Source organism: Pseudomonas sp. Pseusp3, assembly GCF_047304225.1.
GTDB lineage: Bacteria > Pseudomonadota > Gammaproteobacteria > Pseudomonadales > Pseudomonadaceae > Aquipseudomonas > Aquipseudomonas fluorescens_CD.
Genome location: NZ_JBGLYV010000029.1, coordinates 45,056 through 68,513 on the forward strand (window position 1 = coordinate 45,056; position 23,458 = coordinate 68,513).

The following is a 23,458-nucleotide window of genomic DNA, read 5'->3' on the forward strand; positions in this document are numbered from 1 at the left end:
GTCTTTCGGGAACAACCATGTGTCGAACTTTCGATGCAAAACAATGTTCTAGCAGAGAGTAATTCAAATGAGCAATCAAGCCCTGAAGCAGGTCCTGGCAAACACCCCGAAACCTACTGTCACTAACGTGAGCTGGGACGAAGTTCAAAAAATCGCACAGGTCGGCGACATCATTAAACAGCACGGGAACACGTTTGAACTCGCGCGTAAGGAGTTCGTGCAGCAAATGGACAACTCATTCGAAATAAAGCTGTTTAGAGCTGATAAATAACTCATGATTCCGGTAATCCATTTCGTCAATTGATGGCGAACTGATTCACAGCCAAATCCTGCATGGCGAAGAAAGATACCTCTTCGCCATGCAGGATTTTTTTCATCTCATCTTTCTCACGGCAGCTCCTGAAAGACTTGGTCTACATTGTGTGTCGAGCCTCCGCTCACATAACAACAATCAGGAGCGTGTGCATGTCATTGCAAGGCAAAACCCTGTTCATCACCGGCGCCAGCCGGGGGATCGGCCGCGAGATCGCGCTGCGGGCCGCGCGCGATGGGGCCAATATTGTGATTGCCGCCAAAAGCGCCGAACCCCACGCCAAGCTGCCGGGGACGATTTTCAGCGTGGCCGGGGAAGTGGAAGCCGCGGGAGGCAAGGCGCTGGCCTTGCAGGTGGATGTACGTGAAGAGGATGCCGTACGTGAGGCGCTGGCCCAGGCCAACGAACATTTCGGCAGTATCGATGCACTGATCAACAACGCCGGGGCGATCAAGCTGACCGGGGTCCAGCACCTTGAGCTCAAGCGCTTTGACCTGATGCACCAGATCAACACTCGCGCCGTATTGCTGTGCAGTCAGGCTGCGCTGCCCTATTTGAAGAAGTCCGCCGGGCACATCCTCAACCTGTCGCCACCACTGAACCTCGCCACCAAATGGTTCGCCCAATACAGCCCCTACACCGTGACCAAGTACGGCATGAGCATGCTGACCCTGGGCATGAGTGAGGAATTCAGGAATTACGGGATCAGCGTCAACTCGCTGTGGCCACAGACGATGATCGCCACTGCGGCCATCGAGTTTCAGCTGGGATCACGGGAGTCGTTCAAGCACGCACGTACGCCTGCGATCATGGCCGATGCCGCCCATGTGATCCTGAGCAGCGCAAACCGCAGCCTGACCGGGCGTTTGCTGATCGATGAGGAAATACTGCGAGAAAACGGTGTGACTGAGTTCGAACACTATCGGTTCGCGCCCGACAGCAGCGACAAGCTGATGACGGATCTGTTTATCGACTGAAGCCCCCTCCCTCTGCAGGAGCAAGCTTGCTCGCTCCTGCAAGGGTCATCGGTGTGGATCAGTACTCGATGCGCACGTCGCCTTTCGGCACGCTGCAGCACGACAGGATGAACCCTTCGGCTTCGTCTTCCTCGGTGATCCCGCCGTTGTGCTCCATCTCCACTTCGCCGCCCAGCTTCATCACTTTGCAAGTGCCGCAGATACCCATGCCGCACGCTTTGGGAATCATCAGGCCAACCTTGGCTGCCGCCGCATGCACGGTCTCGCCCGGGGCCACGCGGATGCTCTTGCCGGAGGCGGTGAATTCCACTTGATGTAGATCCGCCGCGTCCACTTCCGGTGCCTCGGCCGCTTGTTCGGCGTGCTCCTCGGCATCGGCGCGAGCCTCTGGCGGGGTCGCTCCGAAGGACTCTTCATGGTAGCGCTTCATATTGAAGCCGGCGTTTTCCAGCAAGCGCTTGACCGCGTTCATGTAGGGCGTCGGACCGCAGCAGAACACTTCGCGCTCAAGGAAGTCCGGAACCATCAGTTCGAGCATCCTGTGGTTCAGGTAACCGCGATATCCGGCCCATGGCTCACCGAAACCGTGCTTCTCGCAAATCAGGTGCAGGCTGAAGTTTTCGATCCGCGCCGCCATATGTTCCAGCTCGCGGTGATAAATGATGTCCTTGGGCGAGCGGGCGCTGTGGATGAATGCCATGTCGACATTGCCGTTGGTGTCGAAGAACCAGCGAGCCATGGACATGCACGGTGTGATCCCTACACCGCCGCTGAGATACAGCACTTTCGGATTTGGGAAATCAATGGCGTTGAACAGCCCCACCGGGCCATGCACCGCCAGCTCGTAGCCTTCATGCAGGGTGTCGTGCAGCCAGTTCGAAACCTTGCCGCCCGGAACCCGCTTGATGGTCACCGAAAAGCTGTAAGGCACCGACGGCGAGCTGGAAATGGTGTACGAGCGCATGATCGGCTGCCCTTCGATTTCCAGCTCCAGGGTGACAAACTGCCCCGGCTTGAAGAAGAACATGATCGGCTGGTCGGCCATGAAACAGAAGGTACGCACATCCCAGGTTTCCTGGATGACTTTGACGCAACGGACGATGTGCCGACCATTGGCCCAGGTCTGGGTGGTTACCGGGTTCAGGAAGTTGTTGGACATGCTGATCTCCACGGCCGACTGTCGGCCTTCATGTTGGCGATTCTGCGTATAGCGCGAATCACCCATTTACCTATCTGCGACATTGACATGCTTATCGCGACCAGCCCCCAACTGCCGGGGCTTGCGCGTCGGGAACAGATTGCACCATGTCGCCCATGGATAAGGTTCTGGCCTGCGCCGGCCCCACACTCGCCCCATACCAAGACATAACCATTACACCTTGCGTAGCAACCCTGAACAGCACACCTGATTAGCCACTTTCGCCGGCCACGCAGATGGCCTTGAGGATTAAACGATGGACGTCACTACTACCCTGAGCCTGGGCGATCCGCTGGAACCCGCACGCAAGGCCACTGCACAGATGCTGCAAGAGCGCGAGCGCACGTTTTCGCTGCCGCAGCCGTTTTACTCCGACGACCGCCTGTTTGATATCGACATGCAGGAAATCTTTCAGAAAGAGTGGTTGATCGCCGGCATGACCTGCGAAATCCCCGCCAAGGGCAACTACCTGACCCTGCAAGTCGGCAAGAACCCGATCATCGTGATCCGTGGCGCCGAAGGCGTGGTGCACGCGTTCCATAACGTTTGCCGCCACCGTGGCTCGCGCCTGTGCACCAGCGACAAGGGCAAGGTCGCCAAGCTGGTTTGCCACTACCACCAGTGGACCTACGAACTCGACGGCCGCCTGCTGTTCGCCGGCACCGAAATGGGCGCCGACTTCGACATGAACCAGTACGGCCTCAAACCGGTGAACGTGAAGACCGCCGGCGGCTACATCTTCATCAGCCTGGCGGAGAACCCTCCGGCCATCGACGACTTCCTGTCGACGCTCAGCCACTACATGGAACCGTACGACATGGAGAACACCAAGGTGGCGGTGCAAACCACCTTGATGGAAAAGGCCAACTGGAAGCTTGTGCTAGAGAACAATCGCGAGTGCTACCACTGCAACGCATCGCACCCGGAACTGCTGAAAACCCTGCTGGAATGGGACGACGTCACCGACCCGCGTGCCGACCAGGCGTTCAAGGACCACGTAGCCGCCTCCGCCGCTGCCTGGGAAGCCGAGAAGATCCCTTACGCCCACGCCAGCTTCGGCCTGCGTAACCGCATCGTGCGCATGCCTCTGCTCAAGGGCACCGTATCGATGACCATGGACGGCAAACAGGGCTGTGCCAAGCTGATGGGTCGCATCAAGAACCCGGACCTGGGCTCGATGCGCATCCTGCACCTGCCGCACTCCTGGAACCACTGCATGGGCGACCACATCATCGTGTTCACCGTGTGGCCGATCAGCGCCCAGGAAACCATGGTCACCACCAAGTGGATCGTGCACAAGGACGCGGTCGAAGGCGTGGACTACGACGTGGAGCGCATGCGCCAGGTCTGGGACGCCACCAACGACCAGGACCGTCGCCTGGCCGAAGAGAACCAGCGCGGCATCAACTCCACCGCGTACCAGCCTGGCCCGTACTCCAAGACTTATGAGTTCGGCGTGGTGAACTTCGTGGACTGGTACAGCGAACGCCTGCTGAGCAACCTGGGGGCCGAGCCTGCGCCGTACCTCAAAGGGGTTCCTGTTCAAGGCTAAATACCCCCCTGCAGGAGCGAGCTCGCTCGCGATGGATGCCTGAACACCGCGGATTACCTGATACCCCGCGTTATCGTTCACGACCTTCGCGAGCAAGCTCGCTCCTACAGGAGTTTGCCCTCCTCTCAAAACTGTACGAAATATGATCTATCTCGTTCAGACCTATGCCCGCCGCACCTCCCAGCCTTCCGCGAACAAGTTATCCACATCTCCACCCACAGCTAATGGGGACAACTGTGGAAATGTCGCCAACTTTCTTCACTGAAACCAAAGAAAAACCGTGACTTATCCAGAAGCATGCTTCCACGGACAGACTGGCTGTTTTTTGATCAGCACCCTGAAAGCCACGGATTACATAGCCTTCAGAGGATGGCAAACACCTTATCCACAGAAGCGCCAACAGACTTTGGGGTTAACTTCGCAGGTTCTGTGGAAAACCGCTGAAGCCCGCAGAAAACCGGTGTTTGCGTGACAGCTGACGGCACAAAACCGTCTTTTGATCATTTTTTAACCACGAGCCTGCACACCACGGTTTATAAGGCCTACAGACGATAGCAAACATCTTATCCACAGAAGCGCCAACAGAGATTGGGGGCAAGTCTGCATCGACAGCAGCACTTATCCCCTTGAAAAAGCTTGGAAAAACCACGAGCCATGGTGGTTGTTTTTTGTACGACGCCCTGCAGGGCTTGATTTGCATGGGGTGTAGCGAGGGACGAACATGTTATCCACAGAACCGCCAACAGGGATTGTGGGTAAATGGCAAAGTTGTTCAGACTTTATTGAGGCATGAGCGACCTGAATCCAGCTCCAGGTTCAATTCGAAGTCTTTGAAGGCACGCCACCCGAGCAATATCGACGGGACGTATTGCCCGTCCACCAACGACGGCGGGATGGTAAAACCCGGGTAGTATTTGTAGCTGACCACCAGGGTGTCGCCTTGCAGGGCCAATACGCCGGTGAAGCGTTGAAAGTGCCTGTTGTCGCCGGTGTAAACGTTCGAGCCTCCCGGCGTCAGCGCCTGCGCCACGCTGACTTGCCTGCCGGGCGACGAGGCCGTCAGGTAGTCGACATTTCCCGTATCGATGATGGCCTGCGTTGCCCGACGATCCAGCTGTGCGGCGACTACCAGCCGCTGGTTGAGATCCAGGCGGCTTAAGGCAATTGGCGCATCACAGCGCCTGGCAGGCGGCGGGTTAAGCTCCAGTGTTCTCCTGGTTATCTTCAAGCGCCCCAGCTTGCTGATCAGATCCAGCCCCAACAGATTATCCCGGTCGCTGACAAAGACCAGGACGTTCCTGAACTCACGGCTGCCGACTTTCAGTGACCCGAGAATTCCCAACCTCGCGGCCAAGCCGCTTTCGCCATAAAACGTGCTGTAGCGATAATGAGCATCGGGCAGCATCCTGACGCCCATCTGTTTCGCAGTTGCAATATTGACCCGGGTTTGCGGTGCCCCCGTGTCCAGTACAAAACGCGCCGAGACACCGTTGGCAGTTCCGACCTCGATAAATGGCAGCGCCTGTTCAGCGATGTAGAAGTCATTGGCATAGGGATGGAGCTGCAGCACCTCATGTCGCGCCGAACCCTTGACCGAGAAATTGCCAGTCGTCGCCAGGATAGCCAGTGATTCGCTGCCAAACGTGGAGAACAGGGCATTCAGGTCGGCATCGGCCGCAATCGCCCGGGCATGCTTGCCCTTGATGGCCAGATAGTATTCGGGGAGTTGGTTGGCGGCCTTGGCTTCGAGCATTCTGGCCAGGACCGTCACCGAACAGCTGAGCTGCTTATCGGCATCCAGTACCTTGTCGCACTGTTGCCGCAGCTGCGCCAGGGGCGCATTGTGCCCCTGATCGGTCTCCAGCCACTGATAAAAGTCCTGATCAGCCACGGGCACATTTGCAGGGGCAGCCGGCAGCAAGCCTGTGGATACCCACAGGGTCGATGCAAAAAGCGCCAGAAGAACGAAAGTCTTCATGTTCAAGCCAGTCATAAAAACCGGATTTCATGAGTCAGCGCTGAACGTCTGAAAACTCCCGAAAGCGTATCGCACCCTTGATCAGCGCATTAAGAACTGTAGCTCAGCGCCCTCGTCAGCGTGGGACGAGGGGCGTGGCGTTGTGGATAACCGTCGCTGGTCGAACCCTCGGGCAAGCTCAGGGCCTGTGCATAAGATAGGCGTCACCAGTGACACGGATCATTGGATGAGGGGTGACCTGGCAGGTTTTGATGATCGCGAAACCGTGTCGCTCGTAAAAGCGCCGGGCGCCAGTGTTGGCGGCATAATCGATCAGGCTCAGGCCATTGAGCCCCAGTCGCTCGGCACGCTCTTGAGCATGGGCGAGAAACTGCACGCCCAGCCCCCGATTGCGCCAGCCTTCATGCAAGGCCAGGCTGGAGATGTAGAGAGTATCGGGCACTTCCATGTCGGCGTACGGCGCCAGTACCGGGTCGGTCGTCGGCACCGCCAGTGGATCGTGGCGCATCACGTAACTGTGCATCATGCCAACGACCTGGCCATCGGCCTCGGCAATCAGGCAGTTCTGGTAAGAGAAATCCACGTCGTCGCGGGCATACCGAATGGCGCCGACGTCCAACAGATCCTGGCCGGGCTCTGCTATCTGGCTCCAGATGTAGTCTGAAGCGCCCTCGGATGAAATCTGGAACAACCGCGCAATCTCACGCGCATCCGCGCGGACTGCCGAACGAAATTCAACTGCCATGGTTTTCTCATGAATGTTGGTAATACAGACATCCGGTGGGATCACTGTTAGCCGCGGGGTTTAGCGCTCATCGAAGATCAAAAATTGTAGGAGCGAGCCTGCTCGCGAAAAACCTGAGGACACCACGGTCATTCAGGCATCCCGCGTTATCGTTGACCACCATCGCGAGCAGGCTCGCTCCTACAGGAGATCTGTGCTGAAACCGGGTTAGCGGACCACACCTTCTTCAATCAGCAACTTGAGAATCGCTTCAGCCCCAGCTTGCGCCGTAACGCCCTTGAGCACTTGTCCACCTCCGCCACTGGCTTTCGCCGTTGCGGCTTTCATGCGGTCGGCGCCGCTCTTGGCCTTGATCACCTTCAGGCGCTTGGGTCGCGGCTTGGCCGGTTGCAGGCTGGCGACCGCGAGCAATTGATCATCGATGATTTCAACTTCCTGCGCTTGCAGCACGCCGCGCCGGGCCGGGCCGTAAGCGCTCTGGCGTGGCTTGGGCGCTGCGTTATCCACAGTCGCCAGAAACGGCAGGCGTACCTTCAGTCGACGACGCTGACCGCGTGGCAAGGCTTGCAGCACCAGCGCCGAACCGCCATCGATGGATTCGACCTGCGCCAGTCCCACCACCAGCGGCCAGCCCAGGCTTTCGGCCAGCAGGAAGGGCAACATGCCCGAGCCTTCACCGGTTTCCGCCTGACTGCCGGTCAACACCACCTGAGCACCGGCATCACGCAGATACTCGGTCAGCGCCGGTAGCGCATCGGCACCTTGCGGTTGCTCCAGCACATGCAGTTGCTCAAGCCCCATGCCCAGGTAAGCGCGCAATGCAGGCTCGGCAATGTCGCCAGCATGCAGCACTTGCAAGTTATCCCCAGCCAGCTGCAGGCCCAGTTCTACCGCCCGCGCATCCTGTTCCGCGCGACGCGGCCGACCGGAGGTCGGGTGGGCGCCGATGGACACCAGGCTGATGATTTTCGTGCTCATAACCCTTTCCTTCCCTTAAGCCGCATCGCGCTTGGCGTCGTTGCGGTAAGCCTCTACCGCCTCGATCAAGGCTTGAAGAATCTCCGCGCTCTCGCCGATCACCGAGAGGTCCGCGCGCTTGATCATGTCGCAACCAGGGTCGAGGTTGATCGCCACCACCTTGTCGCAGGCACCAATGCCTTGCAGGTGCTGGATCGCTCCGGAAATCCCCACTGCCACATAGACCCGTGCGGTGACCCAGGTGCCGGATGCCCCGACCTGACGGTCGCGGGCCATGAAGCCGTCGTCCACCGCCACCCGCGATGCGCCTTCGGTCGCGCCGAGGGCTTCGGCGGTCCGGTGGAAAAGTCCCCAGTCCTTGACCCCGTTGCCGCCGGAGAAAATGAATTCGGCTTCGGCCATGGGGATGGCTGCCGGATCGACTGCCACCGCACCCAGGTCTTCGATCCGCGACAGGCTGCGCGCCACGGTTGTGGATAACTCCACGGGCAGCGCTTCGTGACGGGTTTCGCTGACCGGTTCGGCGCACTCGGCAGCCGCCAGAATCAAGCGTGCCACTGGTCGCGCAAGGTCCTGCAGACCCGCACCGGCGCGGCCGATGCACTCCTGATCCTTGACCTGCCAGACCCGCGTGGCCGGGCGTTCGCCCAGTGCGGCAGCAAAGCGCCGTCCCAGCTCGCCGCCACCGCTGCGGCTGTCCGGTAGCAACCAGTGACGCGGGCTGAACTGGTTATCCACAGCCCGCAGGCCCTGGACGCGTTGTTCCGGTGCATAACCGCTGAATTCGTCACCTTCCAGTACCAGCAAGCGGTCGACGCCCGCCGTGGCGAAAGCGTTTTCCTTGTGCTCGCCGAAGACTACGGCCAGTACCGCGCCGTCCTTGCCAGCCAGCTGGTGGGCCAGGCCCAACAAGTCGCGGTCGTGGCTGCTCAAGCGACCGCCGACCATGTCCGGCACCACGCTGATGTAAAACGCGGGTGCAGTCACTTGATGCAGCGGCAACTGCACTTCAACCGCGGCCGAACGTTTAGTCGTCCCGCCCTGCTGAGCGCCACTGCGGTCGATTCGTTTGATCCCGTTGGGACCGATAAAACCGATCCCGTGGGGATTCTTGCGGATGACACCGTTCGGCCCCATCCAGCTGTGTTGCGCCGGTTGCATGGCCGCGTGCAGCGGGTGCAGACGGTTGCGGGCGATCCATTCAGCGCGAGGGTCGCGGCGGATAATGTCACTCATCAATGCACCTCCGCAGGTTCACGTTTGGCCGGTGCCGATGGCTTTCCCGGCGCGGCGTCTTCGAGCAACGCATCGGCCACCAGTTCGGCGATGTCCTTGATCAGCGGACGCGGTTCGACCACGCCTTCAAGCATCGCGGTGCACTGTGGACAACCCACGGCCACCAGTTCGGCACCGGTTTCACGGATGTCTTCCATGCGCATGTCGGGAATACGTTGCTTGCCAGGGATGTCGGTGATCGGCGCGCCGCCACCACCGCCGCAGCAGCGGGAGCGGAAACCGGAGCGTTGCATTTCTTTCACTTCAATCCCGAGGGCGCGCAGTACCTGACGCGGCGCCTCGTACTCGCCGTTGTAGCGGCCGAGGTAGCACGGATCGTGGTAGGTCACGCTGTCGCCTTTGTGCTGACCGAGATTGAGCGCGCCAGCATCGATGATTTCCGCCATGTAGGTGCTGTGGTGCTGCACCAGATAGTTGCCATCAAATGCGCCGTACTCGTTTTTCAGCACGTGGAAGCTGTGCGGGTCGCAGGTGACGATGCGGTTGAAGCTGTATTTGGCCAGGGTCTGGATGTTGCGTTTGGCCAACAGCTGGAAGGTCGCTTCATCGCCCAAGCGTCGCGCCACGTCACCGCTGTCGCGTTCTTCGAGGCCGAGCACGGCGAAGTCGATTTTCGCCGCCTTGAGCACTTTGACGAACGCACGCAGGGTGCGCTGGTTACGCATGTCGAAGGCACCGTCGCCAACCCAGAACAGCACGTCGGTGGATTTCTTTTCACTGAGCAGGTTGAGGTTCAGGTCAGCCGCCCAGTTCATCCGCCCGCCCGGCGCGAAGCCGCCCGGGTTGTCGGTGGCAATCAGGTTTTCCAGGACTTCCGCGCCCTTGTTCGGGGTCGCGCCTTTTTCCAGGGTCAGGTGACGGCGCATGTCGACGATGGCATCGACGTGCTCGATCATCATCGGGCACTCCTCGACGCAGGCGCGGCAGGTGGTGCACGACCACAGGGTCTCGGCGTCCACCAGGCCGTTGACGATCGGCTGATGCGGATTACCCCCGTGCTCACCAATCGGTTTGCCCGGATACGGACTGCCGGCGAACTTCGCATCGGTGCCGCCAGCCAGGCCGACGACCATGTCCTGAATCAGTTTTTTCGGGTTCAGCGGCTGGCCGGCAGCAAAGGCCGGACACGCCGCTTCGCATTTACCGCACTGCACGCAGGCGTCGAAGCCGAGCAACTGGTTCCAGGTGAAATCCTTGGGTTTTTCCACGCCCAGTGGCGCGCTCGGGTCGTTCAGGTCGAGCGGTTTCAACCCCGTGGAGCGACCGCCGCCAAAGCGTTCGGCGCGACGGTGCCAGGCCAGGTGCAGCGCACCGGCGAAGGCGTGCTTCATCGGCCCGCCCCAGGTCATGCCGAAGAACAGTTCCGACACGCCCCACAACACGCCAACCCCGAGAATCGCAGCCACCAGCCAGCCGCCAAAGTTTTCCGGCAGGATCCCGGCCACCGGCAAGGTCACCAGGAAGAACGAAGCCGAGAACGCCAGCAGGCTTTTCGGCAGGCGCATCCACGGGCCTTTCGACAGGCGCGACGGCGGGTTGCGCCGACGCAGGTAAACAAAGATCGCGCCGACGAACATCACCGCCGACATCAACAACAAGGCATAGCCGAGATAGCGGTTATGCAGGCCAAAACCGTGCACCAGAATCGCCAGCACGGCGGATGCTACCGCACCGCCAGCCGTGGCGACGTGGGTATTGGCAATGTATTTGTCCCGCGCCACCACATGGTGCAAATCGACCATGTAGCGCTTGGGCATGGCGAACAGGCCACCGATCAGGTCGACTTTCGAAGCCCGGCCTCGGCGCCACATGGCCACCCGCCGCAACGCACCCAGAACCGCAAGGCCCAGGGCAGCGAACAACAGGATTGGAAGAAGGGTGTTCAACATGGTGAAGCTCCCAAAGACCTCGGGGTCTCATGTGGGAGCGGGCTTGCTCGCGAATCGGGCGACGCGGTGTATCAGGTGTACCGCGTTATCGTTCTTCGCGAGCAAGCCCGCTCCCACATTGGTTCGGTGTGGTTTTAGAAATCCTTGCACAGCCGCAGCGCGTCGTAGATCGCCGCGTGTACGTTACGCTGGGCCACGCAGTCACCGATGCGGAACAGCAGGTAGCCGTCGCCGCTCTGTTCCAGGCATGGCTGCGGCTTGATCGCGAACAAGGCTTCGACGTCGATCTGGCCTTTGTTGCGCGAGCCTTCCTTCAGCGCGTAGTAGATTTCTTCGTCCGGGCGCACGCCGTTTTCAACGACCACCTGGTCCACCACCCGCTCCTCTTTGGCGCCGGTGTATTCGTTTTCCAGCACCGCCACCAGCTTGTCGCCTTCGCGGTAGACCTTCTCCAGCATCATGTCGCCGGTCATGATCACTTCTTTCGGATACATGCTGCGGTAGTAAGTCGGGAACGACGTACCGCCGATCGCCACGCCAGGCTTGATGTCGTCGGTGACGATCTCGACCTGACTGCCCTTGTCGGCGATGAAGTCGGCGGTCGACATGCCGGTGAATTCGCAAATGGTGTCATAGACCAGTACGTTCTTGCCCGGCGCTACCTTGCCATCGAGGATGTCCCAGCTGCTGACCACCAGGCCTTCAGCCGCGCCCCAGTGCTCGTTCTGCTCGATGAACGGATGACCGCCGACCGCCAGCACCACCACATCCGGACGCAGGTCCATGATGGTCGGCGCATCCGCCGCGGTGCCCAGGCGCAGGTCGACTTTCAAGCGTGCCAGTTCCAGCTGATACCAGCGGGTGATACCGGCGATCTGGTCACGCTGCGGCGCCTTCGACGCCGTGGTGATCTGCCCGCCAATGAATTCCTTCTTCTCGAACAGGGTCACGTCGTGACCACGCTCGGCAGCCACACGAGCGGCTTCCATCCCCGCCGGGCCGGCACCGACCACCACCACCTTGCGTTTTTTACCGGTGGTTTTTTCGATGATGTGCGGCAGGCCCATGTATTCACGGGAGGTCGCCGCGTTCTGGATGCACAACACATCCAGGCCCTGATACTGACGGTCGATGCAGTAGTTGGCACCGACGCACTGCTTGATCTGGTCGACCTGGCCCATCTTGATCTTGGCGATCAGGTGCGGGTCGGCGATGTGCGCGCGGGTCATGCCGACCATGTCGACGTAACCGCCTTCCAGAATACGGGTGGCCTGGTTCGGGTCCTTGATGTTCTGCGCGTGCAGCACGGGAACCTTGACCACTTCCTTGATACCGGCCGCCAGGTGCAGGAACGGCTCCGGTGGATAACTCATGTTCGGAATCACGTTGGCCAGGGTGTTGTGGGTGTCGCAACCCGAACCCACGACGCCAATGAAATCGAGCATGCCGGTGTCGTCGTAATACTTGGCGATCTGCTTCATGTCTTCATGGGACAGGCCGTCCGGGTGGAACTCGTCACCGCAGATCCGCATGCCCACGCAGAAATCGTCACCGACCTCGGCGCGCACGGCCTTGAGCACTTCCAGGCCGAATTTCATGCGACCTTCGAAGGTGCCGCCCCATTCGTCGGTACGCTTGTTGACCCGAGGGCTCCAGAACTGGTCGATCATGTGCTGGTGCACAGCCGACAGTTCGACGCCGTCCAGGCCACCGGCCTTGGCGCGACGCGCAGCTTGCGCGTAGTTGCCAATCACCCGCCAGATTTCTTCCGGCTCGATGGTTTTGCAGGTGGCACGGTGCACCGGCTCGCGCACGCCAGACGGCGACATCAGTGTCGGCCAGTTGAAGCCGTCCCAACGGGAGCGACGGCCCATGTGGGTAATCTGGATCATGATCTTGGCGCCGTGCTTGTGCATGGCGTCGGCCAGATTCTGGAAGTGCGGAATGATGCGATCGGTGGACAGGTTCACCGAACTCCACCATTCCTGCGGGCTGTCGATGGCGACTACGGACGAACCGCCGCAAATCGCCAGGCCGATCCCGCCCTTGGCCTTCTCTTCGTAATACTTGACGTACCGATCGGTGGTCATGCCGCCGTCGGTCGCGTAGACCTCGGCGTGCGCGGTACTGAGCACGCGGTTGCGGATGGTCAGTTTGCCGATCTGGATCGGCTGGAACATTGCTTCGAAAGCCATGGCGGGTTCCTCGACTTACAACGGCTTGACGATGAACAAGCCGTCTTCGTGGCCCTCTTCGGAGCCACCGTAGACTTGCTCGGCCACGGTGCGGATCTTGCTGCCGCGAGCGGCGAGGATCTGGTCCATCGCGCCGGCAAACCAGCCGGTGAACATATAGTCGACCTTGCGCCCGACCTTGCCGTACACGTAGACGAACGCCGAGTGCTCGAGCTTGACGCTGCAGGTGCCTTTGTCGAGGTCGATGTCCTGGATCTTGAACAGGCCCCAGCCGCGCTGCGACAGGCGCTTCATGTAGTGCTCGAAAACCGCGACGCCTTCCAGGCCATGGCATTCGGCTTCTTTTTCACACCAGTGCCAGGCGGACTTGTAGCCGGCCTTGTAGAGGATTTCGGCATAGGCTTCGGCGCCCAGCACTTCCTCGATGCCCATGTGGTTGTTGACGAAGAAATGCCGCGGTACGTACAGCATCGGCAGGGCGTCGGAGGTCCAGACACCGGTTTCGCTGTCGACTTCGATTGGCAATTGCGGGGCGATCTTGGCCATGGAAACTTAACTCCAGAAGAATTTTGGTATTGCCCCCGGCGCGGATGGCCGGGGGGAAAAGATTCAGAAGTGCTGCGGCTTACTCGCCCCAGACGTCCTTGAGCACGTTGACCCAGTTCTCGCCCATGATCTTGCGCACCACGCGCTCGGAATGGCCGCGCTTGAGCAGTGTTTCGGTCAGGTTCGGGAACTCGCCCACGGTGCGGATGCCCAGCGGGTTGATGATCTTGCCGAAGCTGGTCAGGCGGCGGGCGTAGCCCTTGTCGTGGGTCAGGTATTCGAAGAAGTCCTGGCCATGGCCCTGTGTGAAGTCGGTGCCGATGCCGATGGCGTCTTCGCCAACGATGTTCAAGGTGTATTCAATGGCTTCGGCGTAGTCGTCGATGGTCGAGTCGATGCCCTTGGCCAGGAACGGCGCGAACATGGTCACGCCGACAAAACCGCCGTGGTCGGCAATGAACTTCAGTTCTTCATCGGACTTGTTGCGCGGGTGCTCCTTGAGCCCCGACGGCAGGCAGTGGGAGTAGCAGACCGGCTTCTTCGACTCGAGGATGACTTCTTCGGAAGTCTTGGAGCCGACGTGGGACAGGTCGCACATCACGCCAACCCGGTTCATCTCGGCGACGATTTCGCGACCAAAGCCCGACAGGCCGCCATCGCGCTCGTAGCAACCGGTGCCCACCAGGTTCTGGGTGTTGTAGCACATCTGCACGATACCGACGCCGAGCTGCTTGAACACCTCGACGTAGCCGATCTGGTCTTCATAGGCGTGGGCATTCTGGAAGCCGAAGAGGATACCGGTCTTGCCCTGCTCCTTGGCCTTGCGGATGTCGGCGGTGGTACGCACCGGAATCACCAGGTCGCTGTTCTCGCGGATCAGTTTCTGGCTGGCGGCGATGTTGTTGACGGTGGCCTGGAAGCCCTCCCACACCGACACGGTGCAGTTGGCCGCGGTCAGACCGCCTTTGCGCATGTCTTCAAACAGCTCGCGGTTCCACTTGGCAATAATCAGCCCGTCGATAACGATGCTGTCGGCGTGCAATTCGGCTGGGCTCATCAGGCTGTCCCCTTATTAGCGATTCATGCGCCGAATCGTCTGCCGGCGCTTTGGGGCCAGCATATGCCTCGGTGCAGGGGCAGCCGGGTGCAAAAACGACAGGGGGTTTGCCGAAAGCGTCAATCCGCGACAAAGGGTCGTAGTCAGGCACAATCAACGACCTGTTCAAGGCCCTCGGCTTGGGCCAGAATTCGCCGCATCACTGGAATAGAGCGGCGACCTGAATGAAATCCATCCTTCTGGCTTTGGCACTGATTGCGACCGGCGTACACGCAGCGGAGGTGTCCGACGACAACCCGTGCGACAAAGTCGAAAACGACGTCCAGACCCTCGAGTGCTCGGCGTTCAGCAAAACCACCGCCGAAGACCTGCTCAAGGAAAACCTCCAGGGCCTGACCGATCGCATGCAGTCGCAATACGGCAAGAACCCGTCGCAACTGGCCGACATCACGGCCAAGCTCAAGGCCGCCCAACAGCAATGGCTGAAGACCCGGGATACCGACTGCGCCGTCGAAGCCTTCCCGGCCACCAATGGCAGCAAGGCGTTCACCATTGCCCAGAACGATTGCATTGCGCGGATGAGTGACGAACGGTCGGAGTTTTTGGAGTCGATCGGGCAGGAGTAATGCAATCGCCATACAGCTTGAGCTGTAAGCTGCTCACCTTCTGTCACTAACGGGATTCAACATGAAAGTCTGCGGCATCGAAATCAAGGGCATCGAAGCGATCATCGCATTGGCCACGCTGGATGGTCAGGCGCTGAGCCATGTCGCGCTCGCTACCAAGAAAATTGCCCTGGACGATGACGACGAAGCCGCCAACGTCAAAGTGTTCGCCGCTCAGGTCGCTTCGTTTGTCCGTGAGAATTCCATCGATCGCATCGCGATCAAGAAGCGCAGCAAGAAAGGCGAATTCGCCGGTGGGCCGACCACGTTCAAGATCGAAGGGGTTTTCCAGCTGCTGGAGAATTGCGAAGTGACCTTGCTGTCGCCGCAGACCATCAATGCTCAGGCCAAGAAGCACGGGTTTGAGCTGCCGGCGACGCTGAACAAGTATCAGCATGAGGCGTATAAGGCTGCCTGTTCGGCGTTACTGAAAAAGTAACCTTCAACCCTGTAGGAGCGAGCTCTGCTCGCGATGGACGTTAACGATTACGCGTGCTACCTGAATGAACGCGTCGCCCAGGCGTTTTTCGCGAGCAGAGCTCGCTCCTACAGCGGATCTCGAGTGTTCATGCTTTCGCGGTACGCCGGTCTTCTCGTGGGCACCGCTCGTATTTCGCCCGATAACTGCGGGTGAAATACGACGGCGATTCAAACCCGCAGGCAATGCTCACTTCCAGCACGCTCATGTCGGTCTGGCGCAGCAACTGCCGGGCTTTCTCCAGCCTTAAGCGCAGGTAGAAGTTGCTCGGCGTGTCGTTCAAGTGCAACCGAAACAGTCGCTCCAGCTGCCGCCGCGTCACCTTGATCGATTCCGCCAGTTCCAGCGTACTCAGCGGCGGTTCGCTGTGCTGCTCCATCTCGCCGATCACGTGCACCAGCTTCTTGTTGCTGATGCCATAACGCGTGGCGACTTCCATGCGCTGGTGGTCTTTGCGCGGACGGATACGGCCGAGCACGAATTGTTCGCTGACCTGGATCGCCAGCTCGGGGCCGTGGGCCTGGGCGATCAGATCCAGCATCAGGTCAATGGACGCGGTGCCACCGGCGGAGGTGATGCGTCGGCGGTCGATCTCGAACAGCTCCTGGGTGACGCTGAGCTGTGGATAGGACTCTTTGAAGGCGTCGATGGCTTCCCAGTGCAGGGTCAGGCGATGGCCGTCGAGCAACCCCGCCTCGGCGAGGATGAAGCTGCCGGTGTCGATGGCGCCGAGCGTCACGCCTTCGTTGTCCAGGCGGCGCAACCAGTGTTCCAGCGCCGGGGTGGCGAATTTCAGGGGTTCGAACCCGGCGACCACCAGCAGTGTCGCGCCTTTTTTCAACGGCTCCAGCGCCGCATCGGCGTTGACCGACATGCCGTTGCTGGCCAGCACCGCCCCGCCATCGGCGCTCAGCACATGCCAGCGATAGAGCTCGCCGCGAAAGCGATTGGCGACCCGCAACGGCTCGATGGCCGAGATGAATCCGATGGCCGAGAAACCCGGCATCAACAAGAAGTAGAAATCCTGGGACATGGAGCGCACTCGCTTAGCAGGTAACAAGAGGCCAGGTAACGGGAGGGCGGGCAGCGTGTGGACGTTGATACGCCACTTGCTCGTGGCATTCAAGAGCACAGGTCGCTGCAGTGCAAGAGTCGGTCGCCGCAGTGCGCTTTCAGGGGCGCTTAGCTGCGTAACTTGGCATCACCGGCGCATCAGACACCGGAACTCACAATAAACGAACTGCCGAGGAACCTGAGATGAAACGACTGATCAGCAGCTGTGTTCTTGCACTCAGTGGTACCGCTTTGCTGAGCGCCAGTGTCATGGCCGCCGAACCCGCCGCGTGCCAGAACGTGCGCATGGGTGTAGTGAACTGGACCGACGTGATCGCGACCAGCGCCATGACCCAGGTATTGCTCGATGGCATCGGCTACAGCACCAAACAAACCAGCGCCTCCCAGCAAATCATCTTCGCCGGGATCCGCGATCAGCGTCTGGACCTGTTCCTCGGCTACTGGAACCCGCTGATGACCCAGACCATCACCCCGTTCGTCGACGCCAAACAGGTCAAGGTGCTGGAAGCGCCAAGCCTGCAAGACGCCCGCGCGACCCTCGCCGTGCCGACCTACCTCGCCGACAAGGGTCTGAAAACCTTCGCCGACATCGCCAAGTTCGAAAAAGAACTGGGCGGCAAGATCTACGGCATCGAGCCTGGCTCGGGCGCCAACACCCAGATCAAGGCAATGATCTCCAAGAACCAGTTCGGCCTCGGCAAGTTCCAGCTGGTCGAGTCCAGCGAAGCCGGCATGCTCGCCGCCGTGGACCGCGCCGTTCGTCGCAACGAAGCCGTGGTGTTCTTCGGCTGGGCGCCGCACCCGATGAACGTCAACGTGAAAATGACCTACCTCACCGGCAGCGACGACGCCCTCGGCCCGAACGAAGGCAAGGCCACCGTGTGGACCGTCACCGCACCGACCTACGCCGAACAATGCCCGAACGTCGGTCGCCTGCTGAGCAACCTGACGTTCACCGCCGAAGACGAGAGCCGGATGATGCAGCCGCTGCTGGATCACAAGGACGCTTTCGAGTCGGCCAAACAATGGCTCAAGGATCACCCGCAGGACAAAAAACGCTGGCTTGAAGGCGTCACCACCTTCGATGGCAAACCGGCCGCTGAAAACCTGCAACTGACCAGTAAATAACCCTGATTTGAACCACCGACTCGCAGCCCCAACGGGCTGCGAACTGGACCACCACGCCCGGCCAAAACCAAAAACTCGCCTGTAAGGAACCGCCAAATGAACCACGACGTCATCATCACCTGCGCACTCACCGGTGCTGGCGACACGACCGCCAAGAGCCCACACGTGCCGGTCACCCCGAAACAAATCGCGGCTGCCGCCGTGGAAGCCGCCAAGGCCGGTGCCACCGTGGTTCACTGCCATGTGCGTGACCCGCAAACCGGCAAGTTCAGCCGTGACGTGGCGCTGTATCGCGAAGTGATGGAGCGTATCCGCGAGGCGGACGTGGACATCATCGTCAACCTCACCGCCGGCATGGGTGGCGACCTGGAAATCGGCGCTGGCGAGAACCCGATGGAGTTCGGCCCGAACACCGATCTGGTCGGCCCGCTGACCCGTCTGGCCCACGTCGAAGAATTGCTGCCGGAAATCTGCACCCTGGATTGCGGCACCCTGAACTTCGGCGACGGCGACACCATTTACGTCTCCACCCCGGCGCAGCTGCGTGCTGGCGCCAAACGCATTCAAGAGCTGGGCGTGAAGGCCGAGCTGGAAATCTTCGACACCGGTCACCTGTGGTTCGCCAAGCAGATGATCAAGGAAGGCCTGCTCGACAACCCGTTGTTCCAGCTGTGCCTGGGTATCCCTTGGGGCGCGCCGGCGGACACCACCACCATGAAAGCCATGGTCGACAACCTGCCGGCCGACGCGGTCTGGGCCGGCTTCGGTATCGGTCGCATGCAGATGCCGATGGCGGCGCAAGCGGTGTTGCTCGGCGGCAACGTGCGGGTCGGGCTGGAAGACAACCTGTGGCTGGACAAGGGCGTACTGGCGACCAACGGCCAACTGGTCGAGCGCGCCACGGAAATCCTCAGCCGCCTCGGTGCACGCGTCCTGACGCCGGCTGAAGGCCGCAAGAAAATGGGCCTGACAAAGCGCGGTTAATCCCACACATCCCCCCTGTAGGAGCGAGCTTGCTCGCGAAAAAGGTACAGCCGACGCCAATCAGCGCCTGGAATACCATCGCGAGCAAGCTCGCTCCTACAGAAGATCACCGAATTCTCTAGGAAATCGCCATGAGCTTTATCACCGAAATCAAAACCTTCGCCGCCCTGGGCAGCGGTGTCATCGGCAGCGGTTGGGTGTCCCGCGCCCTCGCCCATGGCCTGGATGTAGTGGCCTGGGACCCGGCCCCCGGTGCCGAAGCGGCCCTGCGCAAGCGTGTCGCCAATGCCTGGGGCGCGCTGGAAAAACAAGGCCTGGCGCCAGGTGCGTCGCAGGATCGCCTGCGCTTTGTCGCGACCATCGAAGAGTGCGTGCGCGATGCCGACTTCATCCAGGAAAGCGCCCCGGAACGACTGGAGCTGAAACTGGACCTGCACAGCAAAATCAGCGCGGCGGCCAAGCCCAATGCGTTGATCGGCTCCAGCACCTCCGGCCTGTTGCCGAGCGAGTTCTACGAAAGCGCCACGCATCCGGAACGCTGCGTGGTCGGTCACCCGTTCAACCCGGTTTACCTGCTGCCATTGGTGGAAGTGGTCGGCGGCAAGAACACCGCACCTGAAGCGGTGCAAGCGGCGATGAAAGTCTATGAATCCCTGGGGATGCGCCCGTTGCACGTGCGCAAGGAAGTACCGGGCTTCATCGCTGACCGCCTGCTCGAAGCGCTGTGGCGCGAGGCGCTGCACCTGGTCAACGACGGCGTGGCGACTACCGGCGAAATCGACGATGCAATCCGCTTCGGCGCCGGTTTGCGCTGGTCGTTCATGGGCACGTTCCTGACTTACACCCTGGCCGGTGGTGATGCCGGCATGCGCCACTTCATGGCACAGTTTGGTCCGGCATTGCAGTTACCCTGGACTTACCTGCCGGCTCCGGAACTGACCGACAAGCTGATCGACGACGTGGTCGATGGCACCAGCGATCAACTGGGTAAACACAGCATTTCGGCGCTGGAGCGCTATCGTGATGACTGCCTGCTGGCGGTGCTGGAGGCGGTGAAGACCACCAAAGAGAAGCATGGGATGGCGTTCAGCGAGTAAGCCTCAAGCCAATGGGGCAGCAGGTCTGCCCCCTTCGCGAACAAGCCCGCTCCCACATTGGATTTGCGGTGTGACATAGACAGTGTTCACGACAGAAATCCCTTGTGGGAGCGGGCTTGCTCGCGAAAGCGGCGGTACCGTCACCACACATATTGGAAGTTAAACCATGCCCGCACTGACCACCTACCAGACCACCATCATCCCCGACTGGGTCGACTACAACGGCCACCTGCGCGATGCGTTCTACTTGCTGATTTTCAGCTACGCCACCGATGCCCTGATGGATCGCCTGGGCCTGGACAGCAACAGCCGGGAAGCCAGCGGCAACTCGCTGTTCACCCTCGAACTGCACCTGAACTACCTGCACGAAGTGAAGCTCGACGCCCAGGTCGAAGTGCATACCCAAATCGTCGCCCACGACAGCAAGCGCGTGCACCTCTATCACAGCCTGCATTTGGTCGGGGATACCGAGGAACTTGCAGGCAACGAACAGATGCTGCTGCACGTGGATCTCGCCGGGCCGCGTTCGGCACCGTTCAGCGAGCAATCCCTGAGCCGACTGCAAGCCATCGTCGCCGAACAGGCGGACCTGCCGACACCCGAATACATTGGCCGAGTGATCGCATTACCCGCAAAAAAATAACAAGGAGATCGCCATGAACACCGCCGCTGCATTTGCTGACTTTCGTACCTATCCGTTGATCAGCGCGCTGGCTGGCGTGCAGACTCTGGCGGACCGTGTTCTGGTGAGCTGGGCCGACGATCGTGTCAGCCCTTTCCACCATCAATGGCTACGGGACAATTGCCCGTGCCCGCAGTGCGTCTACACCGTAACCCGCGAGCAAGTGCTGGAAATCGTCGATGTGGCTCAGGATCTGATGCCCGAGAGCGCCAGTATCGACAACGATGGCTGTCTGGCGATTGCCTGGCAGGACGGCCACAGCAGCCGCTTCGACCCCGGCTGGCTACGCGCCCACGCCTATGACGATCAATCCCGCGCCGAGCGCCAGCAGCGCAAGCCTGTAGCCAGGCTCTGGCACAGCGATTTGCAGTTGCCGGTGTTCGAATATCAAGCGCTGATGAACGACTCCGACGCCTTGTTGCAATGGTTGTTGGCGGTGCGGGATGTCGGATTGACCCAGGTCCGTGGCGTGCCCACCGCGCCAGGTTCCCTGAAGCTGATCGCCCAACGGATTTCCTTCATCCGCGAGAGCAATTTCGGCGTGCTGTTCAACGTGCAATCCAAGGCCGATGCCGACAGCAACGCCTACACCGCTTTCAACCTGCCGTTGCACAGCGATTTGCCGACCCGGGAGCTGCAACCGGGGCTGCAATTCCTGCACTGCCTGGTCAATGACGCCGAAGGTGGCGAGAGCATCTTTGTCGACGGTTTTGCCATTGCCGACGCCTTGCGCCGGGAAGACCCCGAGTCCTTCAAAAACCTCTGCGAAATCCCCGTGGAGTTTCGCAACAAGGACCGTCACAGCGACTACCGCTGTCTCGCGCCGATCATTGCCCTGGATGCGCTGGGGCAGGTGTCGGAAATCCGCATGGCGAACTTTCTGCGCGGACCATTCGATGCCTCGGTAGAGCAGATGCCCAGGCTGTACAAGGCCTACCGACGCTTTATCGCGATGACCCGCGAGCCTCGATTCAGATTGATGCAGCGGCTCAATCCCGGTGAGCTGTGGTGCTTTGACAACCGCCGCACCCTGCATGCCCGCAACGCCTTCGACCCCGCCACCGGGGCACGGCATTTCCAGGGCTGCTATGTCGACCGGGATGAGTTGTTGTCGCGCATCCTGGTGTTGCAACGCTAGGCCGCGTCATCGTTCTTCGTCGGAACGCCGCCCGGAGCAAGCCCGCTCCCACAGGTTATACGCAATCCCTGTGGGAGCGGGCTTGCTCGCGAAGACGGTATCTCAATCAAAACAAGACCCACTGATTCACAGACAAAAAAAACCCCGATCAAGCCGTGACAGGATCGAGGCAGAGGGTACTGTTGAGGAGCCGCCGTGCGAGGGTGACCAAACCTTCGTGAAGCGAGCTGAGTCCAGTGTGCCCACTCCCCCGCGGACCAGGTTAGCCGAAAACGACATGTTCATAACCAATTGAGCCATTGCGACAAATCGTCCTTGCCGACACCCGGCACCCCCACCAGAATCGAACCACGACACCGTTCCCTGAAGAAGGATTGCGTCATGATGCACGCCGATTTGATAGACCAGGAAGACCTGTTGGGCCAGCTCAAGTCATTGGGTTTCGAAGTGCCCACCGGCGCCACCGCAGAACAAGCCTGCGAGTGTGCGGTACGGGGTTTGAACGATGTACGGGCGATGACCTTGCGGACCATGGTCAAGCAGATGTACACCAGCAGCGCGACCATCCTGCCGGCGGTGCGCCAGGCGATCGACAAGCAGTTGTTGCCGGCATTGGCGGAGTATCAGCAGAGCCACACAGGCCGATAAAAAGCCTTCGCGAGCAAGCCCGCTCCCACATTGGAATGCATTCCAATGTGGGAGCGGGCTTGCTCGCGAAGGGAGCGACTCGGTCTAGAGCCTTACGCTGGCAAAGGTCGACTCGTTACGCGCCTGGCTCAGCGCCGACAACGGCCCGGACAACGGCGACAGCACCAGCGCTTGCGGCAGCGGCATCATCGCCACTTGCTGGGTAGTGTTGGAGCCTACGCGCTCGTCGCGCGGCGGAATGCCGAAGTACTCGCGATAGCACTTGGAGAAATGCGGCGTGGACACGAAACCGCAGACCGACGCCACTTCGATGATCGACATCGGCGTTTGCTTGAGCAATTGCCGCGCACGGATCAGGCGCAGCTTGAGGTAGTAACGCGATGGCGAGCAGTGCAGGTACTTCTGGAACAGGCGTTCGAGCTGACGACGGGACACCGCGACATACACCGCCAGTTCGTCGAGGTCGATCGGCTCTTCGAGGTTGGCTTCCATCAGCGCAACGATTTCCTGCAATTTTGGCTGGTTGGTGCCGAGCATGTGCTTGAGCGGCACACGCTGGTGATCCTGTTCGTTGCGGATGCGCTCGTAGACGAACATTTCCGAAATGGCCGCCGACAGTTCGCGACCGTGATCGCGGCTGATCAGGTGCAGCATCATGTCCAGCGGCGCGGTGCCGCCCGAGCTGGTGAAACGATTACGGTCGAGGGTGAACAGACGGGTGCTCATGGCTACCCGCGGGAAAGCTTCCTGCATTGCTGCCAGACATTCCCAGTGCACGCTGCAATCGAAGCCGTCGAGCAGGCCGGCGCAGGCCAGGGCCCAGCTGCCGGTGCACACCGC

22 protein-coding genes and 1 pseudogene are annotated in these 23,458 nt (G+C 60.4%); 11 read left to right on the top strand and 12 right to left on the bottom strand.

Translation table 11 applies throughout. From position 1 onward, the window contains the following. Positions 1-67 precede the first annotated feature (67 nt). A complete protein-coding gene (locus tag ACCD00_RS12415) occupies positions 68-271 on the top strand; it encodes a hypothetical protein (protein WP_413424835.1) in 204 nt (67 codons plus the stop codon). A gap of 194 nt (positions 272-465) precedes the next feature. After that, entirely contained in the window at positions 466-1,290 is an 825-nt protein-coding gene (locus ACCD00_RS12420) for an SDR family oxidoreductase (RefSeq protein ID WP_413424837.1), read from the top strand. A 58-nt stretch (positions 1,291-1,348) separates the two neighbouring features. Here ACCD00_RS12420 and gbcB read toward each other — a convergent pair whose 3' ends face one another. Beyond that, the gene (gbcB, locus tag ACCD00_RS12425; RefSeq protein WP_413424839.1) at positions 1,349-2,449 is read right to left on the bottom strand and encodes a glycine-betaine demethylase subunit GbcB; all 1,101 of its coding nucleotides are present in this window, start codon (positions 2,447-2,449) and stop codon (positions 1,349-1,351) included. A gap of 295 nt (positions 2,450-2,744) precedes the next feature. Between gbcB and gbcA the strand changes: the two genes are divergently transcribed. Next, a complete protein-coding gene (gene gbcA, locus ACCD00_RS12430; RefSeq protein ID WP_413424841.1) occupies positions 2,745-4,040 on the top strand; it encodes a glycine-betaine demethylase subunit GbcA in 1,296 nt (431 codons plus the stop codon). A gap of 772 nt (positions 4,041-4,812) precedes the next feature. Here the strand turns inward: gbcA and ACCD00_RS12435 are convergent. The 9 genes and pseudogenes from ACCD00_RS12435 to ACCD00_RS12475 form a co-directional block, all read right to left on the bottom strand. After that, a complete protein-coding gene (locus ACCD00_RS12435) occupies positions 4,813-6,033 on the bottom strand; it encodes a retropepsin-like aspartic protease (RefSeq protein ID WP_413424843.1) in 1,221 nt (406 codons plus the stop codon). A 163-nt stretch (positions 6,034-6,196) separates the two neighbouring features. Beyond that, positions 6,197-6,763: an N-acetyltransferase family protein gene (locus tag ACCD00_RS12440; RefSeq protein ID WP_413424845.1), complete on the bottom strand. Its 567-nt coding sequence runs from the start codon at positions 6,761-6,763 to the stop codon at positions 6,197-6,199. A 79-nt stretch (positions 6,764-6,842) separates the two neighbouring features. Then, positions 6,843-6,926 (bottom strand): annotated as a pseudogene (locus ACCD00_RS12445) (outer membrane lipoprotein carrier protein LolA); the annotation flags it as partial. 44 nt (positions 6,927-6,970) lie between these two features. Beyond that, positions 6,971-7,741, bottom strand: coding sequence for an electron transfer flavoprotein subunit beta (locus ACCD00_RS12450; protein WP_413424847.1), 771 nt, complete (start codon positions 7,739-7,741; stop codon positions 6,971-6,973). 15 nt (positions 7,742-7,756) lie between these two features. Further along, complete coding sequence (locus ACCD00_RS12455) at positions 7,757-8,977, bottom strand: electron transfer flavoprotein subunit alpha/FixB family protein (protein ID WP_413424849.1); 1,221 nt, start codon at positions 8,975-8,977, stop codon at positions 7,757-7,759. Continuing rightward, positions 8,977-10,926 (bottom strand): dimethylglycine demethylation protein DgcB, encoded by a 1,950-nt coding sequence (dgcB, locus tag ACCD00_RS12460; RefSeq protein WP_413424851.1) that lies wholly within the window; start codon positions 10,924-10,926, stop codon positions 8,977-8,979. Before dgcB ends, ACCD00_RS12455 begins: the two co-directional genes overlap by 1 nt. 134 nt (positions 10,927-11,060) lie before the next feature. Beyond that, positions 11,061-13,121, bottom strand: a complete 2,061-nt coding sequence (gene dgcA / locus ACCD00_RS12465; RefSeq protein WP_008019496.1) for a dimethylglycine demethylation protein DgcA — start codon at positions 13,119-13,121, stop codon at positions 11,061-11,063. A gap of 15 nt (positions 13,122-13,136) precedes the next feature. After that, positions 13,137-13,667, bottom strand: coding sequence for a DUF5943 domain-containing protein (locus ACCD00_RS12470; RefSeq protein WP_008019495.1), 531 nt, complete (start codon positions 13,665-13,667; stop codon positions 13,137-13,139). A gap of 79 nt (positions 13,668-13,746) precedes the next feature. Beyond that, complete coding sequence (locus ACCD00_RS12475) at positions 13,747-14,724, bottom strand: dipeptidase (RefSeq protein ID WP_096514542.1); 978 nt, start codon at positions 14,722-14,724, stop codon at positions 13,747-13,749. A 224-nt stretch (positions 14,725-14,948) separates the two neighbouring features. On the opposite strand from ACCD00_RS12475, the gene ACCD00_RS12480 reads away from it, so the two are divergent. Beyond that, a complete protein-coding gene (locus ACCD00_RS12480) occupies positions 14,949-15,350 on the top strand; it encodes a lysozyme inhibitor LprI family protein (protein ID WP_413424854.1) in 402 nt (133 codons plus the stop codon). Between the two features lie 61 nt (positions 15,351-15,411). Then, on the top strand, positions 15,412-15,828 hold the full coding sequence (locus ACCD00_RS12485; protein WP_413424856.1) for a DUF3010 family protein: 417 nt from the start codon (positions 15,412-15,414) through the stop codon (positions 15,826-15,828). Between the two features lie 127 nt (positions 15,829-15,955). Here ACCD00_RS12485 and ACCD00_RS12490 read toward each other — a convergent pair whose 3' ends face one another. After that, complete coding sequence (locus ACCD00_RS12490; RefSeq protein WP_085716447.1) at positions 15,956-16,900, bottom strand: GlxA family transcriptional regulator; 945 nt, start codon at positions 16,898-16,900, stop codon at positions 15,956-15,958. A 224-nt stretch (positions 16,901-17,124) separates the two neighbouring features. On the opposite strand from ACCD00_RS12490, the gene ACCD00_RS12495 reads away from it, so the two are divergent. From ACCD00_RS12495 to ACCD00_RS12520, 6 genes are all read left to right on the top strand, one after another. After that, positions 17,125-18,069, top strand: a complete 945-nt coding sequence (locus tag ACCD00_RS12495; protein WP_413424858.1) for a choline ABC transporter substrate-binding protein — start codon at positions 17,125-17,127, stop codon at positions 18,067-18,069. A 96-nt stretch (positions 18,070-18,165) separates the two neighbouring features. Continuing rightward, entirely contained in the window at positions 18,166-19,053 is an 888-nt protein-coding gene (locus ACCD00_RS12500) for a 3-keto-5-aminohexanoate cleavage protein (RefSeq protein WP_103396696.1), read from the top strand. Between the two features lie 131 nt (positions 19,054-19,184). Next, entirely contained in the window at positions 19,185-20,150 is a 966-nt protein-coding gene (locus ACCD00_RS12505; RefSeq protein ID WP_095964145.1) for an L-carnitine dehydrogenase, read from the top strand. 166 nt (positions 20,151-20,316) lie between these two features. Continuing rightward, a complete protein-coding gene (locus ACCD00_RS12510) occupies positions 20,317-20,793 on the top strand; it encodes a thioesterase family protein (protein WP_413424861.1) in 477 nt (158 codons plus the stop codon). A 13-nt stretch (positions 20,794-20,806) separates the two neighbouring features. Next, complete coding sequence (locus ACCD00_RS12515) at positions 20,807-21,970, top strand: gamma-butyrobetaine dioxygenase (RefSeq protein WP_413424863.1); 1,164 nt, start codon at positions 20,807-20,809, stop codon at positions 21,968-21,970. 381 nt (positions 21,971-22,351) lie between these two features. Continuing rightward, positions 22,352-22,618, top strand: coding sequence for a hypothetical protein (locus tag ACCD00_RS12520; RefSeq protein ID WP_007995656.1), 267 nt, complete (start codon positions 22,352-22,354; stop codon positions 22,616-22,618). Between the two features lie 84 nt (positions 22,619-22,702). Here the strand turns inward: ACCD00_RS12520 and ACCD00_RS12525 are convergent. Continuing rightward, positions 22,703-23,458: GlxA family transcriptional regulator (locus ACCD00_RS12525; RefSeq protein ID WP_413424865.1), on the bottom strand; the 756-nt coding region annotated here is incomplete at its 5' end.

Bases quoted from the DNA above. Each gene is read 5' to 3' on its own strand.
- ACCD00_RS12435 (WP_413424843.1), bottom strand. From the start codon at position 6,033: ATGACTGGCTTGAACATGAAGACTTTCGTTCTTCTGGCGCTTTTTGCA.
- ACCD00_RS12415 (WP_413424835.1), top strand. From the start codon at position 68: ATGAGCAATCAAGCCCTGAAGCAGGTCCTGGCAAACACCCCGAAACCT.
- ACCD00_RS12485 (WP_413424856.1), top strand. From the start codon at position 15,412: ATGAAAGTCTGCGGCATCGAAATCAAGGGCATCGAAGCGATCATCGCA.
- ACCD00_RS12495 (WP_413424858.1), top strand. From the start codon at position 17,125: ATGAAACGACTGATCAGCAGCTGTGTTCTTGCACTCAGTGGTACCGCT.
- ACCD00_RS12470 (WP_008019495.1), bottom strand. From the start codon at position 13,667: ATGGCCAAGATCGCCCCGCAATTGCCAATCGAAGTCGACAGCGAAACC.
- ACCD00_RS12490 (WP_085716447.1), bottom strand. From the start codon at position 16,900: ATGTCCCAGGATTTCTACTTCTTGTTGATGCCGGGTTTCTCGGCCATC.
- gbcA (WP_413424841.1), top strand. From the start codon at position 2,745: ATGGACGTCACTACTACCCTGAGCCTGGGCGATCCGCTGGAACCCGCA.
- ACCD00_RS12520 (WP_007995656.1), top strand. From the start codon at position 22,352: ATGATGCACGCCGATTTGATAGACCAGGAAGACCTGTTGGGCCAGCTC.
- dgcB (WP_413424851.1), bottom strand. From the start codon at position 10,926: ATGTTGAACACCCTTCTTCCAATCCTGTTGTTCGCTGCCCTGGGCCTT.
- ACCD00_RS12420 (WP_413424837.1), top strand. From the start codon at position 466: ATGTCATTGCAAGGCAAAACCCTGTTCATCACCGGCGCCAGCCGGGGG.
- dgcA (WP_008019496.1), bottom strand. From the start codon at position 13,121: ATGGCTTTCGAAGCAATGTTCCAGCCGATCCAGATCGGCAAACTGACC.
- ACCD00_RS12475 (WP_096514542.1), bottom strand. From the start codon at position 14,724: ATGAGCCCAGCCGAATTGCACGCCGACAGCATCGTTATCGACGGGCTG.
- ACCD00_RS12510 (WP_413424861.1), top strand. From the start codon at position 20,317: ATGCCCGCACTGACCACCTACCAGACCACCATCATCCCCGACTGGGTC.
- ACCD00_RS12455 (WP_413424849.1), bottom strand. From the start codon at position 8,977: ATGAGTGACATTATCCGCCGCGACCCTCGCGCTGAATGGATCGCCCGC.
- ACCD00_RS12450 (WP_413424847.1), bottom strand. From the start codon at position 7,741: ATGAGCACGAAAATCATCAGCCTGGTGTCCATCGGCGCCCACCCGACC.
- ACCD00_RS12500 (WP_103396696.1), top strand. From the start codon at position 18,166: ATGAACCACGACGTCATCATCACCTGCGCACTCACCGGTGCTGGCGAC.
- ACCD00_RS12440 (WP_413424845.1), bottom strand. From the start codon at position 6,763: ATGGCAGTTGAATTTCGTTCGGCAGTCCGCGCGGATGCGCGTGAGATT.
- ACCD00_RS12515 (WP_413424863.1), top strand. From the start codon at position 20,807: ATGAACACCGCCGCTGCATTTGCTGACTTTCGTACCTATCCGTTGATC.
- ACCD00_RS12505 (WP_095964145.1), top strand. From the start codon at position 19,185: ATGAGCTTTATCACCGAAATCAAAACCTTCGCCGCCCTGGGCAGCGGT.
- ACCD00_RS12480 (WP_413424854.1), top strand. From the start codon at position 14,949: ATGAAATCCATCCTTCTGGCTTTGGCACTGATTGCGACCGGCGTACAC.
- gbcB (WP_413424839.1), bottom strand. From the start codon at position 2,449: ATGTCCAACAACTTCCTGAACCCGGTAACCACCCAGACCTGGGCCAAT.